This window comes from Microvirga sp. GCM10011540 (genome assembly GCF_042650665.1).
GTDB lineage: Bacteria > Pseudomonadota > Alphaproteobacteria > Rhizobiales > Beijerinckiaceae > Microvirga > Microvirga lenta.
Window position 1 is genome coordinate 15,837 of record NZ_JBHSBQ010000139.1, and the last position, 14,680, is coordinate 30,516.

At 67.2% G+C, this 14,680-nt stretch carries 14 protein-coding genes and 1 tRNA gene; 6 read left to right on the forward strand and 9 right to left on the reverse strand.

Translation table 11 applies throughout. The features are described 5' to 3' along the window. Nucleotides 1-33: 33 nt before the first annotated feature. Nucleotides 34-1,896 (reverse strand): M3 family oligoendopeptidase, encoded by a 1,863-nt coding sequence (locus ACFOYU_RS22020; RefSeq protein WP_377035240.1) that lies wholly within the window; start codon nucleotides 1,894-1,896, stop codon nucleotides 34-36. A gap of 170 nt (nucleotides 1,897-2,066) precedes the next feature. On the opposite strand from ACFOYU_RS22020, the gene ACFOYU_RS22025 reads away from it, so the two are divergent. The 3 genes from ACFOYU_RS22025 (at nucleotide 2,067) to ACFOYU_RS22035 (ending at nucleotide 6,809) form a co-directional block, all read left to right on the forward strand. Continuing rightward, nucleotides 2,067-3,107, forward strand: coding sequence for a sigma-54-dependent transcriptional regulator (locus ACFOYU_RS22025; RefSeq protein ID WP_377035241.1), 1,041 nt, complete (start codon nucleotides 2,067-2,069; stop codon nucleotides 3,105-3,107). 110 nt (nucleotides 3,108-3,217) lie between these two features. Beyond that, a complete protein-coding gene (locus tag ACFOYU_RS22030) occupies nucleotides 3,218-4,975 on the forward strand; it encodes a murein L,D-transpeptidase (protein WP_377035242.1) in 1,758 nt (585 codons plus the stop codon). A gap of 133 nt (nucleotides 4,976-5,108) precedes the next feature. Next, on the forward strand, nucleotides 5,109-6,809 hold the full coding sequence (locus ACFOYU_RS22035) for a DUF882 domain-containing protein (RefSeq protein ID WP_377035243.1): 1,701 nt from the start codon (nucleotides 5,109-5,111) through the stop codon (nucleotides 6,807-6,809). A gap of 59 nt (nucleotides 6,810-6,868) precedes the next feature. Here ACFOYU_RS22035 and otsA read toward each other — a convergent pair whose 3' ends face one another. The 4 genes from otsA to ACFOYU_RS22055 all read right to left on the reverse strand — a co-directional run bounded on the left by otsA (nucleotide 6,869) and on the right by ACFOYU_RS22055 (nucleotide 10,078). Continuing rightward, nucleotides 6,869-8,278 carry an alpha,alpha-trehalose-phosphate synthase (UDP-forming) gene (gene otsA / locus ACFOYU_RS22040; RefSeq protein WP_377035244.1) on the reverse strand — a complete coding sequence of 470 codons (1,410 nt, stop codon included), beginning with the start codon at nucleotides 8,276-8,278 and terminating at the stop codon, nucleotides 6,869-6,871. A gap of 327 nt (nucleotides 8,279-8,605) precedes the next feature. Then, the gene (locus tag ACFOYU_RS22045) at nucleotides 8,606-8,866 is read right to left on the reverse strand and encodes a DUF2312 domain-containing protein (protein ID WP_114184860.1); all 261 of its coding nucleotides are present in this window, start codon (nucleotides 8,864-8,866) and stop codon (nucleotides 8,606-8,608) included. Between the two features lie 61 nt (nucleotides 8,867-8,927). Then, nucleotides 8,928-9,233, reverse strand: a complete 306-nt coding sequence (locus ACFOYU_RS22050; RefSeq protein ID WP_226742295.1) for a DUF1244 domain-containing protein — start codon at nucleotides 9,231-9,233, stop codon at nucleotides 8,928-8,930. Nucleotides 9,234-9,244: 11 nt separating this feature from the next. After that, nucleotides 9,245-10,078: an N-formylglutamate amidohydrolase gene (locus ACFOYU_RS22055; RefSeq protein WP_226742296.1), complete on the reverse strand. Its 834-nt coding sequence runs from the start codon at nucleotides 10,076-10,078 to the stop codon at nucleotides 9,245-9,247. Between the two features lie 97 nt (nucleotides 10,079-10,175). On the opposite strand from ACFOYU_RS22055, the gene ACFOYU_RS22060 reads away from it, so the two are divergent. From ACFOYU_RS22060 to pyk, 3 genes are all read left to right on the forward strand, one after another. Next, complete coding sequence (locus tag ACFOYU_RS22060) at nucleotides 10,176-11,093, forward strand: DMT family transporter (RefSeq protein WP_377035245.1); 918 nt, start codon at nucleotides 10,176-10,178, stop codon at nucleotides 11,091-11,093. 214 nt (nucleotides 11,094-11,307) lie between these two features. Next, on the forward strand, nucleotides 11,308-11,769 hold the full coding sequence (locus ACFOYU_RS22065; protein WP_377035246.1) for a DUF1036 domain-containing protein: 462 nt from the start codon (nucleotides 11,308-11,310) through the stop codon (nucleotides 11,767-11,769). Nucleotides 11,770-11,773: 4 nt separating this feature from the next. Then, nucleotides 11,774-13,210, forward strand: a complete 1,437-nt coding sequence (gene pyk, locus ACFOYU_RS22070) for a pyruvate kinase (protein ID WP_226742299.1) — start codon at nucleotides 11,774-11,776, stop codon at nucleotides 13,208-13,210. A gap of 73 nt (nucleotides 13,211-13,283) precedes the next feature. Here the strand turns inward: pyk and ACFOYU_RS22075 are convergent, their stop codons facing one another. The 4 genes from ACFOYU_RS22075 to cpdR all read right to left on the reverse strand — a co-directional run bounded on the left by ACFOYU_RS22075 (nucleotide 13,284) and on the right by cpdR (nucleotide 14,645). Beyond that, on the reverse strand, nucleotides 13,284-13,883 hold the full coding sequence (locus tag ACFOYU_RS22075) for a tetratricopeptide repeat protein (protein ID WP_377035247.1): 600 nt from the start codon (nucleotides 13,881-13,883) through the stop codon (nucleotides 13,284-13,286). 70 nt (nucleotides 13,884-13,953) lie between these two features. Further along, nucleotides 13,954-14,079: a type B 50S ribosomal protein L36 gene (gene ykgO / locus ACFOYU_RS22080; RefSeq protein WP_009763379.1), complete on the reverse strand. Its 126-nt coding sequence runs from the start codon at nucleotides 14,077-14,079 to the stop codon at nucleotides 13,954-13,956. Between the two features lie 44 nt (nucleotides 14,080-14,123). Then, nucleotides 14,124-14,198: transfer RNA gene (locus ACFOYU_RS22085), tRNA-Val, on the reverse strand. 90 nt (nucleotides 14,199-14,288) lie between these two features. Then, on the reverse strand, nucleotides 14,289-14,645 hold the full coding sequence (gene cpdR, locus ACFOYU_RS22090) for a cell cycle two-component system response regulator CpdR (protein WP_114771384.1): 357 nt from the start codon (nucleotides 14,643-14,645) through the stop codon (nucleotides 14,289-14,291). Between the last annotated feature and the right edge of the window lie 35 nt (nucleotides 14,646-14,680).

Genomic DNA, 14,680 nt, shown 5'->3' on the forward strand with positions numbered 1-14,680 from the left:
AGAGAAGACCGACCTCCCCTGCCCGCACTTCCGTTAGCGACTCTCCGCCTCCATCGCCTCGAGCTCGTCGATCAGACGCTCGATCATGGACAGCCCGATCTGCCAGAAGGACGGATCGCGGGCATCCAGGCCGAAGGGCGCGAGAAGCTCGGAATAATGCTTGGTGCCGCCCGCCGAGAGCAGCGCGAAATAGCGGTCCACGAAGCCCTCGTTGGCGGTCTCGTACTTGCCGTAGAGCGAGTTCACGAGGCAGTCGCCGAAGGCGTAGGCGTAGACGTAGAACGGCGAGTGGATGAAGTGGGGGATGTAGGTCCAGAAGCTCTCGTAGCCCGGGCCGAGCCGGATCGCCGGGCCGAGGGACTCGTCCTGCACCGACATCCAGAGCTCGCACAGCTTGTCGGCCGTCAGCTCGCCGTTGCGCCGCTCCAGATGCACCTTGCGCTCGAAGGAGTAGAACGCGATCTGGCGCACCACGGTGTTGATCATGTCCTCGACCTTCGCGGCCAGCATGGACTTGCGCTGGACGGGGTCCGTGGTCTGGTCGAGGAGGCGGCGGAAGGTGAGCATCTCGCCGAAGACGCTGGCCGTCTCGGCGAGCGTCAGGGGCGTCGGGGCCATGAGGGCGCCGTTGGGGGCGGCGAGAACCTGGTGGACGCCGTGCCCGAGCTCGTGGGCGAGCGTCATCACGTCCCGCGGCTTGCCCTGGTAGTTCAGGAGCACATAGGGATGCGCCGAGGGCACCGTCGGATGGGCGAAGGCGCCGGGCGCCTTGCCGGGACGGGTCGGGGCGTCGATCCAGCGCTCGTCGAAGAAGCGCCGGGCGATGTCGGCCATGCGGGGCGAGAAGGCGGAATAGGCGGCCAGAACCGTCTCCTTCGCCTCGTCCCAGCGGATCGTGCGCTGCTCGACCTTCGGCAGGGGCGCATTGCGGTCCCAATGGTCGAGCTTGTCCTTGCCGAACCACTTGGCCTTCAGGGCATAGTAGCGGTGCGACAGGCGCGGATAGCCCTCGCGCACGGCGGCAACGAGCGCCTCCACGACCTCGCGCTCGACCCGGTTGGCGAGGTGGCGCGAATCCGCCACGTCCTCGAAGCCGCGCCAGCGGTCGGAGATCTCCTTGTCCTTGGCGAGCGTGTTGGTGATGAGGGTGAAGGTGCGGAGGTTTTCCTTGAAGGTCTTTGCCAGCGCGTCGGAGGCGTCCTTGCGGACGGTCTCGTCCGGATCCTGCATCTTGTTGAGGGTCGGCTCGATCGGCAGCTCCTCGCCGCGCACGTTGAAGCGTATGGAAGCGATGGTCTCGTCGAACAGGCGGTTCCAGGCGGCCCGCCCGGTCACCGACTTCTCATGGAAGAGCTGCTCCAGCCTGTCGTCGAGCTGATACGGCTTGTCCTTGCGCAGATCCTCGATCCAGGGCCGGTAATGGGCCAGCGGCTCCTCGCCCATGGCCTTGTCGAGCACCGAATCCTCGATGCGGTTCAGCTCCAGCCCGAAGAACAGGAGATCGCTCGACGCCGCGGTCAGCCGCTCCTGGGTGTCGCCGTAGAATTTCGCGCGCACCGGATCGGTGGTGTCGCCGGAATAGACGAGTCCCGCATAGGACATGAGGCGACCGAGAAGATCCTCCACCGCCTCGTAGCGCCTGACCGCCGCGCCCAGGGCCTCCGCCGGGCTGTCGCCCCGGGCGAGCGCATCGAGCTTGCCGCGATACGTCTCCGCAATCGCCTTGCACTCCTCCTCCGCTCTCGCGAGATCCGCCTTGAACGCGTCGCTGTCGATGCCGGGATAGAGGTCCGACAGGTTCCACTCGGGCAAGGCGCCGAGTTCGGTCTGTGCGGCGCCTGCGGATGCGGTGTGGTGCAAGGGGGATGCTTTCTGAAGAGGAAAAGAGCGTGGCATGTCCGGTGCAGGGTTCGTGAGAGAGCTATCCCACATATTGGCTTCCTGGCTCCTCGGATCAACCCGAACCTGCCTGGGGATAAGCCTTCGGGGGAAGGACCGGCGTTAAGGGCGCATTTACCCTTGTCCCCGAGCATCGCGGCGCACGGTTCCCTGCTCTCAGCTTCTTCATGCTCCTCGCCAAGATCTTCACGGACGACATCTGCGCCCTCCGACGGGGCGCGCCCGACCCGTCCCTCGGTTCCGAAAGGGAAAGGATCGCCCGCCTCGCCGACCGTGCGGCGCGGTCCGCCGCTCCGGTCCTGATCGAGAGCGAGCCCGGCAGCGGAGCGCACGACCTGGCCCGCGCCATCCATGACGGCGGCGAGCGCCGGCAGCGGCCCTTCATCCGGATCCATGGGGGCGATCCGCACGAGGGCGACGATGCCGATGCATTCCTAGCCCGCCACCTGCGGGACGCGCATGGCGGCACCCTCCTGGTTCAGGATGTGGAGCGCCTGAATTCCTCGGCGCAGGCCCGCCTGTTCGAGATCATCGCGGCGCCGGATGCCGCGCCGCGCGGCACCCGGCTCCCGTCCCGTCCCGATGTCCGCATCATGGCGACGACGGGCTTCGCTCTCGCCGACGAGGTGCGCCGGGCCCGCTTCCGCGAGGATCTCTATTACCGCCTCCAGGTCATGCCGATTTCCCTTCGGCCTCTGAGGACGCGCCGCGACGAGATCGCGGATCTGGCGGGCCTGTTCCTCCATCGCTTCGCCGCCGACGAAGGCAAGCGCATCCGAGGCCTGTCGCCCGATGCGTCGACGCTTCTTTCCCGCTACGACTGGCCCGGCAATCTGCGTCAGCTCGAGAACGCGGTGTTTCGCGCGGTCGCCCTGGCCGAGGGGCCGGTGCTGACCCCTGCCGAATTTCCGCAGATCGCAGCGCATGTTCAGGGCTTCCGCATCGAGATCCCGCGGCTCCCGCAGGCGACGGCGCCCGCACCCGTGCAGGAGGCACCGGCCCCCGGCCGGCGCGATCCGCACGCCCTGCCGCTCATGAACGACAGCGGCGAGATGCGCACCCTCGCCGAACTGGAGGCTCAGGCGATTCGATTCGCGCTGGCTCACTACCAGGGCCATCTGTCCGCGATTTCGCGTCGTCTCGGCATCGGCCGTTCAACTCTTTACCGGAAATTGAAAGAACTTGGCCTAGACGATGCAGCCGCATGACACATTCGTGCGTTAAGCGTAGCGGGTGTGCGGCGCCACACCGATCATTTTCATGAAAATGGGGACGATTCTCGATCTTCCCCGCTCCATTGCGAAGAGGAACATAGGTCATGCGGAATTTGCGCAAGACGTCACTCTGGCTGGGTCTGATCGGGTCCGTTTCCCTCCTTCCTCTTCCCGCACTGGCCGAAGACAGTCGCAGCCCGGCGCCGGATGCCGTCCAACCGGTCATCGTCGACACGGTGGCGGCGGAGCCCTCCTTCCATGACGTCGCCGCGCCGCGGGGCATCGCGATGCCGGAACCCGAACCGGCCGCTCCGGTCACCATCACGGCAGGCGACCTGAAGCCCTCCGACTCCCTCGACATTCCCTTGCCGGACGCGCCGGCGGTCACCCTCACAGCCTCGGACTGGTTCCGCATCGCGATGGAGAGCCGCCTCGCCGACGAGGCGGCCCTGCGCGAGCTGCGCCTGAGCCGCTCCGAGCGCGACTCCCTCTCGGCCTTCTACGCTCAAGCGGAGAAGCCGCTGGCCTGGGCGCGCGACGGCGCCTGGACTCCTGCAGCCCACGCGGTGATCGGGCAGATCAGGGCGGCGGACGAGGACGGACTCGACCCCGCCGACTATCCCCTGCCCGATCCGGGCCTGCGCAGGGACGCCGCGCCCGCGCAATGGGCCGAGGCCGACCTGAAGCTCAGCGCCGCCGTCATCCGCTACGCGCGGGATGCGCGCGGCGGGCGGATCGATCTCGCACGCCTGTCGCCCCTCATCACGCCGAAGCTCGAACTGCCCGAGGCCGGCGAGGTCTTGGCCCGCGTCTCCGCCGCGAAGGACGCCGGCGCGGCGCTTGCCGCCTACAACCCGCAGCACCCGGGCTACCAGGCCCTGAAGGCCCGTCTCGCCCGGTTGCGCGAGAACCACCCGTCGCAGCCGAGCGTGCGGGTGCCCAAGGGGCGCACCCTGCGCGTGGGCATGCAGGACCCGCGCGTGCCGCTGATCCGCGCACGTTTCAACCTGGGCGAGGACAAGGACCGCCGCAACGTCTACGACGAGCGCGTGGCCTCCGCCGTCGCGGCCTTCCAGAAGGAGAAGGGCCTGCCGACCAACGGCGCCCTGACGCCCCAGACGGTGGCCGCCCTCTCCGGCCCGCCCGTGGCCCGGATGCAGGCCGAGCTGATCGCCAACATGGAGCGCTGGCGCTGGCTGCCGTCCGATCTCGGCTCGCGCCACATCATGGTGAACGTGCCGGAATACCGCCTGCGCTTCTTCGAGGACGGCGACGTCATCCATCAGACCCGGGTCATCGTCGGCAAGGAGAAGTCCCAGACGCCGATCTTCTCGGACGAGATGAAATATCTCGTGGTGAACCCGTCCTGGACGATTCCGCCGTCGATCATGAAGAAGGAGATCCTCCCGGCGATGGCGGCCGACCCGTATTACGCCGAGCGCAAGGGCTACAAGGTCATCCGCCGCGGGAACAGCATCACCGTGCGGCAGCCGCCGGGAGAGCGCAATGCGCTCGGCTACGTGAAGTTCATGTTCCCGAACCAGCACGCGGTCTATCTGCACGACACGCCCAACCGGAAACTGTTCTCGGCCGCCAAGCGCGCCTTCAGCCACGGCTGCGTGCGCGTCGATCAGCCCTTCGAGCTGGCCGAGCAGATCTTCGGCAAAGACGGAAAGTGGACCGAGAAGAGGCTGCGCGGTCTCATCGGCAAGGGCGAGCGCTACGTCCACCTGAACACCCCGTTGCCCGTGCACCTGACCTATTTCACGGTCGTCGTGGACGAGGGCGGCGAGGTGAAGCGGTTCGATGACATCTACGGCGTCGACCGCAAGGTCCAGGCCGCGCTGGGCTTGGATTCCTGACCTTTTCCGGACGCATTTTCCCTGTCGTTTTTTCGCTTTCACTTAACCCGGAAGTAACCGTCTTCGGCAAAGATCCCTTCACTATACGGGATGCCGCTTTCACGTCGGCGGCACGCTAGAGACGAGTATCACAGTGAGAGTATTGCGTTCGGACCGCCCAGCGGTCGCGTCGAACATCGTTCGCCGCACGGGCCTCGGCCTGGCGGTTTTTCTGGCGGTGATGGCCGGAGGAACCCGCGGCACGCAGGATGCCGTCGCCAATGGCGACACGCGCACCCTCACCTTCTACCACAACAACACGAAGGAGAGCCTCACGGTCACCTTCCGGCGCAACGGGCAGTACGATTCCGGGGCGCTGCAGCAGCTCAACTGGTTCCTGCGCGACTGGCGGCGCGGCGAAGCGACCCGCATGGATCCCCGCCTCTTCGACACGGTGTGGGAGGTCTATCGCGAGGTCGGATCGAGCGCGCCCGTGCACGTGAACTCGGCCTATCGCTCGCCCCACACCAATTCCATGCTCCGCCGCCGCTCGCGGGCGGTGGCCAAGAACAGCCAGCACATGCTCGGCAAGGCGCTCGATTTCTATCTGCCCGACGTGCCGGCCGCGCGCCTGCGCGCCATCGGCATGCGCCTGCAGAACGGCGGCGTCGGCTATTATCCCAACGCCTACACGCCCTTCGTCCATCTCGACGTGGGCAGCGTGCGCGCCTGGCCGCGCATGACCCGCGACCAGCTCGCCCGGATCTTCCCCGACGGCAAGACCGTGCACATTCCGGCCGACGGCAGTCCGCTCCCCCGGTACGAGGAGGCGCGGGCCGAGGTCCTGGCCAAAGGCGGCACCGTGGCGGGCTACACGGCGGTGGCCTATGGCGAGGACGATGCCGCTGCCGCTCCGAGCCGCCGCAAGAGCCTGTGGGCCACCCTGTTCGGAGGCAGCGACGAGGACGAGGACGAGGAGGAGATCCGCGTCGCCTCCCGTCCCGGCCAGCGCCTCGTCGCAGCCGGCCGCGCTCCGAGCGCGCCCAACGACTACTACGCGAGCGACTCCAACGCCTCGGTCTATGCCGCCATGCGCACGGCCGCCCCGGGCCAGGTCCCGGCGCAGCCCGTGGCGCGCCAGGTCGCCGTCGTGCAGCCGCGGCCGGAGCCGATTCCGCAGCCCGCACCGCCGGTGCCCGCCTCCATTGCCCCGGCCCTGCGTGAGGACCTCTCCCCTCCCCCGCTTCCGCCGACCCGGATCGCCGGCCTGCCGAGCACGGTCCAGACCCCCACCGGCCCGACGCTCAACTGGCAGCAGGGACCGGCGGGCCAGATGCCGACCCGGTCGGAGTTCGGCATCGGCAAGGAGGTGGCGTTCGCTCCGATGCCGCCGCCGCGGCCCGATGCGGACGTGGTCGCGGAGACGGCGGCGCTAGCCTATGCGCCCCTCCCGCCGGCCCGCCCGAGCATCCTCGCGGAGACGAACCCCATTCCCGGCATTCCGGAGCTGCGCGGCTCGACCGACGTGGCGAGCCTCTCGCCGGCGCCCCACCCGCTGCCTCCGCCGCGGCCGGAGCTGCAGCCGGTCGTGGTCGCGGCGGCGGCCCCGGTCGACATCCCCGTGACCACGGGATCGACGGGCCGCAATCCGCCCAAGGCGGAAAAGCCGAAATCTCAGCCCGCGGCGGCGGAGAAGCCTCCCCAGGCGGCGAAGAACCCGCCGGTGACGGCCTTGAGCGCCCTGCTTTCGGCGCAGCCGAGCCTGAGCATGGGCTTTTCCGACAAGCCCTTGGGCGACCTCGCGACGAACCGCTTCACGGGTCCTGCGGTCAAGCCGCTCCGGGTGCTGCGATGAGAAAAGGCGGGGCTTCGACCCCGCCTTTTTGCCGTTCGACAGGTCCGAGGACCCTTCCGTCAGACGCCGACCTGGATGCGGGGGCGGCCCGCGTTCTTTCCGCCCGCCAGGTCCTTCAGGAACGTGGAGGCCCACCACGACACGTCGGTCTGCCGGATGGTGCCCATCATCCGCGTCCACCGCTGGATGCGCTCGTCGCGGCCCATATAGAGGGCGTCGCGGATGGCCTCGGCTACTTCGAACTTGTCGTTCGGGTTGACGAGAAGGGCATCGGTGAGCTGCTCGGCGGCGCCGGCGAACTTTGACAGGACGAGGACGCCCGGATCGTCCGGGTTCTGGGCCGCGACATATTCCTTGGCCACGAGGTTCATCCCGTCGCGCATGGGCGTGACGAGGCCGACCCGCGACAGGCGGTGGAGACCGGCCAGGACGGACCGGGGATAGGTGCTGTTCACGTAGTGGATCGGAACCCAGCCGGGCTCGCCGAGGGAGCCGTTGATCCGTCCGAGGGTTTCGTTCACCTCCCGGCTCAGGGTGGCGTATTCGGGCACCTCGCTGCGGCTCGTGGGAGTGATCTGGAGATAGGTGACCTGCCCGCGCTGGTCAGGATTGCCTACGAGGAAGCGCTCGAACGATTCCATGCGCTCGGGAATGCCCTTCGAGTAGTCCAGACGGTCCACGCCGATGATGAGGCGGCGGGAGCCCAGCCCCGCCGTCGTCTGGCGCACGAGCCGGTGCGAGCTGGAGCGCAAGGCGGCCTGCTCGAATCCGCGGACGTCGATGCCGATGGGGAAACCCTTCACCCGGGTCTGGTGGTTGCCGAGCTCCACCACGTCGCCCTTGCGGTGGACGGCGCCGAGTTCCTGCACGAGGCAGCGCCTGAGATTGTCGGCATCCCGCTCCGTCTGCACGCCGATGAGGTTGTAGTCGGTGATCGCCCGCAGGAGTTCACGGCTGCCCGGCAAGGTGCCCAGCACCTCGGGAGCGGGCCAGGGGATGTGGTGGAAATACCCGATCCGGTTGGTGATCCCTAAGGCCCGCAGCTCCGCCGCCAGGGGAATGAGGTGGTAATCGTGCACCCACACGAGATCGTCGGGCTGCACCATCTGGGCGAGGGCATTGGCGAAACTGCGGTTGACCCGCAGGTAGCCCGCGTAATCCGCCCGCGAGAACTCCGACAGGCCGATCCGGTAATGCATGATGGGCCAGAGGGCCCGGTTGGCGAACCCGTTGTAGTATTCCTGACGGTCGAGGGACGTCAGGTCCATGAGCGCATACTGCACGCGCTCCCTGTTCACGATCTTCGGCTGGGTGGACGGCTGAGCCGCCACCTTCCCGCTCCATCCGAACCAGATGCCCCGATAGGCCTCGAAGGCCTCACGCAACGCAACAGCCAAACCACCGGCAGCCCCTTTTCCCGTAGGATCCGGAACGGCTACCCGATTAGAAACCACAACCAGCCGCGACAACTCCACTCTCCAAATTGCTTTGCCGGGAGCCTAGAGCCTCATCACGCAGCGGTAAACAGCGGCTGTCGTTATCCTGGGACAAGGCCGGACCTCCACCGTACCGAGTTCCAAGGTCGGCGCGGGGCCCATGGCGGAACTCGCCTTCGGCGCGTCAGGCGGAGACGGCGGGCGTTCTTGCAGAATCTGGGAGACGGTATCGGCGGGCGCGGACGATCGGGCGCTATCCTAGCCGGACTATCGGGCCTCATGCCGGAGCGAGGCGTGTTTTCGGGCGGAATCGCCCGGAAAAGCGCCGCGCCGGAGCGGTTCCGGCGCGGCGTCGAAGGATCAGCCGACCATTCCCAGGGCCTGCATGTAGAGTTCGAGGATGGCCTCCTCCTCCTGGCGCTCGGCGTAGTCGCGCTTGCGCAGGGCGATGATCTTGCGGAGCACCTTGGTGTCGAAGCCGTTGCCCTTGGCCTCGGCGTAGACGTCCTTGATGTCGCCTGCGATTCCCGCCTTCTCCTCCTCCAGGCGCTCGATGCGCTCGATGAAGGCCTTGAGCTGGTCGGCCGCGACCGATTCGGTTTGAAATGCTGCGTCGTCCATGAAACTAGCCTTTGATTGGTGGCATTGGAGCCAGGGTTACGTCCATTTGGTTGAGGCCGCTTTAATGCGACGGCTTCGATTCCTCAAAGCTCTCGAGCTGCGACGCGGTGGCCTCGCGCTGGTGGCGCGCCTTCCACTCCTCGTAGGGCATGCCGTAGACATATGTCCGGCTCTCGTCCTTCGAGAGCGCGAGGCCGCGCTCGTCGGCGGCATCCTTGAGCCAGTTCGACAGGCAGTTGCGGCAGAAGCCCGCCATGTTCATCAGGTCGATATTCTGCACGTCGGTGCGCTGGCGCAGATGTTCGAGGAGCCTGCGGAAGGCGGCGGCCTCCAGCTCGGTCCGGGTCGCGGCGTCGAAATCGTTCATGGCCTTCTTCCTCAGTGGCGGCGCAGCCGGTCGCGGGTGCGCGAGGCGTGGACCTGGGGCGTGCGGAGGCCCTCCCGGGCGGCGAGAGGCTTCAGGAGACGGGCGAAGCGCTCCGCCCATTCCTCGGCGCCCTCGTCCGAGGCGATCAGGTCCTGCCGGATCTCGATCAGGGCGTTGGCGAGCCCCCGCTCGGTCGCGTGGCGGTCGATGGTGTCGCCGGCCAGCGCCCCATCATAGGGTTCGTTGTCGCCGACGACGAGTCCTTCCTCCGCCTGCAGCCCTTCGAGGAGCGGCTTCGCGAAGCGAGCGTCCGCATCCCACAGGATGCCCACATGCCACGGGCGCGGCCAGCCGCGCCAGATCGGGGTGAAGCTGTGGACGGTCACGATGACGGGCGGGTGCCCGGCTGCCATGGCCCGCCCGATCGCGGCCGCGATGGCGGCGTCGTAGGGGTCGTAGAAACGCTCGATGCGCCGGGCGACCTCGGCCTCGTCCACATGGGCGTTGCCCGGCACCACGGCGCCGTCCGAGAGGCGCATCACCAGGGTCGGGTCGTCCCGGCCCCGGTTCGGATCGATGATCAGCCGGGAGAACCGGGTCAGGATCGCCGGCGCTCCGAGGCGGCGGGCGAGCGACCGCGTGACCGCCGCGGCGCCGATGTCGTAGGCGATGTGACGCTCGAATTCCGCCGCGGGCAGGCCGAGGTCGCCGAGATCCGGCGGCACCGCGTTCGAGGCGTGATCGCACAGGATCAACACCCCGGAATCGACGGCTCCGTCGATGGTTTCGACGGGACAGGGCTCAAGGGCGGGATCGGCGAGCTTCAGCGCGGCGGAAGGAGACATGGGCTGGGAAGAGAATGGTTGGAGAGTTGAAGAAAAGCCTTAAACTGGCCCCGTAAGCAAGACAACGCGACCATTCGCGCAACATTGTACAACATCCATGTCCTCCCCTTCGACAACGGCGCGCCTGGAGACGGGCTTCGCTTCGGCCTTCGCGGCGCTCTGCCTGGGAGCGGTCGCCATGGGCATTTCGCCCATCTTCGTGCGCTTCGCGGCCGCCGATGTGGGCTCCTTCGCCAGCGCGTTCTGGCGCGTCGCCCTGTCCCTGCCGATCCTCTATGCCTGGATGCGGGTCGAGATTGCGAGGGCCCCGGCCGGCGCGCCCCGCTCCTCCTTCGGGAAGGCCTCCATCCTGGCGGGCCTCGCCTTCGCGGGAGACCTCTTCTTCTGGCACCTGTCGATCCTCAGCACGACGGTCGCCAACGCCACCTTCTTCGCGACCATGGCACCGCTCTTCGTCATCCTGATCACCTGGCTCGTTCTGAAGCAGCGGGTGTCGCGGGGCACCGTCGTCGGCCTGCTGTTCTGCCTCCTCGGCGGCGCGGCCCTGATCGGGCAGAGCCTGCAGGTCGATCCCGCCCGCATCCAGGGCGACCTCTTCGGGGTCGTCACCGCCTTCTTCTTCGGCCTTTACTTCCTCACCGTGGGCGAGGCGCGGAAGACGGCCGGCGCCGCCCAGGTGACGTTCGAGGCCGGGGTGGTCACCAGCGCCGTGCTGCTCGTCATCGCGGTGCTCTTCGACAGCCGGGTGGTGCCCCATACCTGGGAGGGCGCCATGGCGCTGGCCGCCATGGCCTTCATCAGCCAGGCGGGCGGGCAAGGCCTCCTCGCGATTGCCCTCGGGCGCCTGCCCGCGGTGTTCTCGTCCCTGGTGATCTTTCTCGAAGCGGTGGCCGCGGCCGTGTTCGGCTGGCTGATTCTCAACGAGGCCCTCACGCTCGTCCAGAGCCTCGGCGGCGCGCTGATCCTGATCGGCATCTGGGCGGCGAGGCCCAAGCCGGAAGCGCCGATCGGATAGCGGACCCCGAGCCTTGTTTTCCTACCTGAACAGACAGGAAAGCGCCCGCGACAGGTCTTTTCGCGCCACGGAAACGCAACCTTAGCAGGCTAAATTCGCATCAATCCCGCAGCCGGGGCTTGATGCGGCGGCGCTTCTGGCCGACAACGATTCGACATACTTCTCGAAGCATTGTGCGATCTCGTTCATACCGAATCGACCCGAACCAACATCCATGAAGGCCGTATCTTTCCTATCCGCTCCCAGCCGGCGGCGAAGCCTTGGGCTCGCAATCGCCGTCCTCGGCGCAGGATTTCTGTCCTCGTCGCCCGCATGGGCGGACCTGCGCCTGTGCAACATGACCCCGAGCCGGGTGGGCATCGCCCTCGGCTACCGCGATGGGCAGGGCTGGGTCACGGAAGGCTGGTGGAACCTGAACGCCCGCGGCTGCGAGACGCTTCTCACCGGCCAGCTCGTGGGTCGCTTCTATTATATCTACGCGATCGACTACGACCGGGGCGGAGAATGGAGCGGACGCTCCTTCATGTGCACCCGCGAGCGCGAATTCACGATTCGCGGGACCGAGGATTGCCTGGCCCGCGGCTTCGACCGCAGCGGCTTCTTCGAAGTCGATACAGGCGAACAGAAGAGCTGGACGATCCAGCTGACCGATTCGAACCGCCCAGGGGGGCAATGACACCATGAGACGCGCACGGCGCACGAAGATCCTCGCAACCTTAGGTCCGGCCTCCGAAAATCCGGAGATGATCGCCAAGCTGTTCCAGGCGGGCGCGGACGTCTTCCGGCTGAACATGAGCCACCTGTCGCGGGAGCGGCTGAAGGAGCGCGTCGACATGATCCGCGCCGTCGAGGCCAAGTTCAAGCGCCCCATCGCCATCCTGGCGGATCTCCAGGGCCCGAAGCTGCGCGTCGGCATGTTCGAAGGCGACAGCGCCATGCTGGTGAAGGGGCAGAGCTTCACCCTCGATGCGGATCAGGCTTCCGGCGGCACCGACCGCGTCCACCTGCCCCATCCGGAAATCCTCTCCTCCCTGGAGCCGGGCCATACGGTCCTCATCGACGACGGCAAGCTGCGGCTGCGCGTCAAGAGCGTGAAGAAGGGCTCGGCCACCACGGAGGTCGAGGTCGCGGGCAAGATCTCCAACCGCAAGGGCGTAAGCCTGCCGGACACCGTGATCCCGGTCGCGGCCATGACCGACAAGGACCGCTCCGACCTGGAAGCCGCGCTCGATGCCGGCGTCGACTGGATCGCCCTTTCCTTCGTGCAGCGTCCGGAGGACGTGGCCGAGGTGAAGAAGGTGGCGCGCGGCCGCGCCCTCGTGATGGCGAAGCTGGAAAAGCCCCAGGCCATCACCCGCCTCGACGAGATCATGGAAATCTCGGACGCGGTCATGGTCGCCCGCGGCGACCTCGGCGTGGAGATGCCGCTGGAAAAGGTGCCGGGCATCCAGAAGCGCATCATCCGCGCGGCGCGCCGCCTCGGCAAGCCGGTGGTGGTCGCGACCCAGATGCTGGAATCCATGATCACCTCGCCGGTGCCGACCCGGGCCGAGGTCTCCGACGTGGCGACCGCCGTCTATGACGGCGCCGACGCGGTGATGCTCTCGGCCGAGAGCGCCTCGGGCCAGTACCCGGTGGAGGCGGTCTCGACCATGAACCGGATCGCGGAAGAGGTGGAGCAGGATCAGAGCTACTGGTCGATCATGCGGACCCTGAACGCTGAACCGGAGGCCACCGGCTCGGACGCCATCGCGGCCGGCGCGCACCAGATCGCCGACACGCTCAACCTGAAGGCCATCGCCGCCTGGACCTTCTCCGGCTCGACCGCCTTCCGCATCGCCCGCGAGCGGCCGAACTCGACCGTGATCGCCTTGACGCCGAGCATGGACACGGCGCGGCGCCTCGCCCTCGTCTGGGGCGTGCATCCGATTCGCACGAAGGACGCCAGCGACCTCGACGACATGGCGTTCCGCGCCTGCAAGTTCGCCGTGCGCGAGGGTTATTCCCAGGTCAGCGACCGCATCATCATCGTGGCGGGCGTTCCCTTCGGCACGCCGGGGGCCACCAACATGGTGCGCATCGCCTTCGTGAACCAGGAACACGCCGCACAGGCGTGACGACATCCCGTCGGGCTGGTGGCGACGCCGCCGGCCCGAACGGTCTTCCTTGCATCAATGGAAGCTTGGCCCGTCAGAGATCCTGCCCGCCGACCTCGGTGTCGAGACGGGTGACGATGGTCTGAAGCTTGGAGATCTGCGGATTGATCGCGAGCGCCCGGCGGAAGGCTTCGAGGGCGCGCGGCTTGTCCTCGGACGACATGAGAATGTGGCCCAGGCCCGTCCAGGCGCTGAAATGGCGGGGTTCGAGGGTCAGGGCGCGGTGCAGGTCGGCCATGGCGCCGACCGGGTCGTCGAGCTGGTAGAACAGCGTCGCCCGCCGATACCACGCCTCGGCCCAATTGGGCTCGAGCGCAAGGATGCGGTCGAGAAGCTCGACGGCGAGCGGATAATCCTTTTTCTGGAAAGCCTCCGTCGCCCGGCTCAGGAGGAGGTCGGCCGTGTCCGACCCGGAGCGGGAGAGCCGGCGCTCGATGAGCCTAACGACGCCCTCGGCTTCCGTTTCCGACTCGGCCTTGGACAGGCGGTCGAACAAATCGTCCAGATTCGACGCGCGCGGTGCGGGACGGGCGGACGGTGCGGGATCCTTGGGCTGCGCGTTTTCCTGCGCCCCCAGGGGGAGCGCGGCGGCGAAGCTCAGCGATACGGTCAGAAGGCTCGCAAAAAAGCGCATGCCGGGATTCTAGGATCCCGGCATGCGGCGTCAATTCATAAAAGTGTGTGCGGCATTGCCGCAGCGCGACTTAGCCCTGACGAGCCTTGTAGCGCTTCTGGGTCTTGTTGATGATGTAGACCCGGCCCTTGCGACGAACCAGCTGGTTGTCGCGGTGACGGCCGCGGATCGACTTCAACGAGTTACGGATCTTCATATCCGGTCTCCTGCGGCCCTTCGGGAAGGCCGGAAAAAAGCAAATGGTGGGCGCGGCTGGGATCGAACCAGCGACCCCTACGATGTCAACGTAGTGCTCTCCCGCTGAGCTACGCGCCCTAGAAACGATGATTTTTGAGGTCTCGCTTCGGTGTGGAGGGCGATATACCGGCAAGTGCCCCAGGACGCAAGCCGTGATGACAACCTTTTTCAGGCTGCCATCATTTTCTCGACCTCGTTGACGAGATCGCGCAGGTGGAACGGCTTCGACAGGACCTTCGCGTCGCGAGGGGCCTGCGAATCCGGGTTCAGCGCAACCGCGGCAAAGCCGGTGATGAACATCACCTTGATGTCCGGATCGAGCTCGGTGGCCCGACGGGCCAGCTCGATGCCGTCCATCTCCGGCATGACGATGTCCGTCAGCAGGAGCTCGAACGGTTCCTCCCGCAGGCGGTTGTAGGCCGAGAGGCCGTTATCGAACGAGGCCACGTCGTAGCCTGCGTTCTGCAGCGCCTTCACAAGAAAGCGCCGCATGTCGTTGTCGTCTTCGGCGAGAAGAATCTTCATCGGTTGCCAACCCCGAATCGTGGCGGATGTCTGTG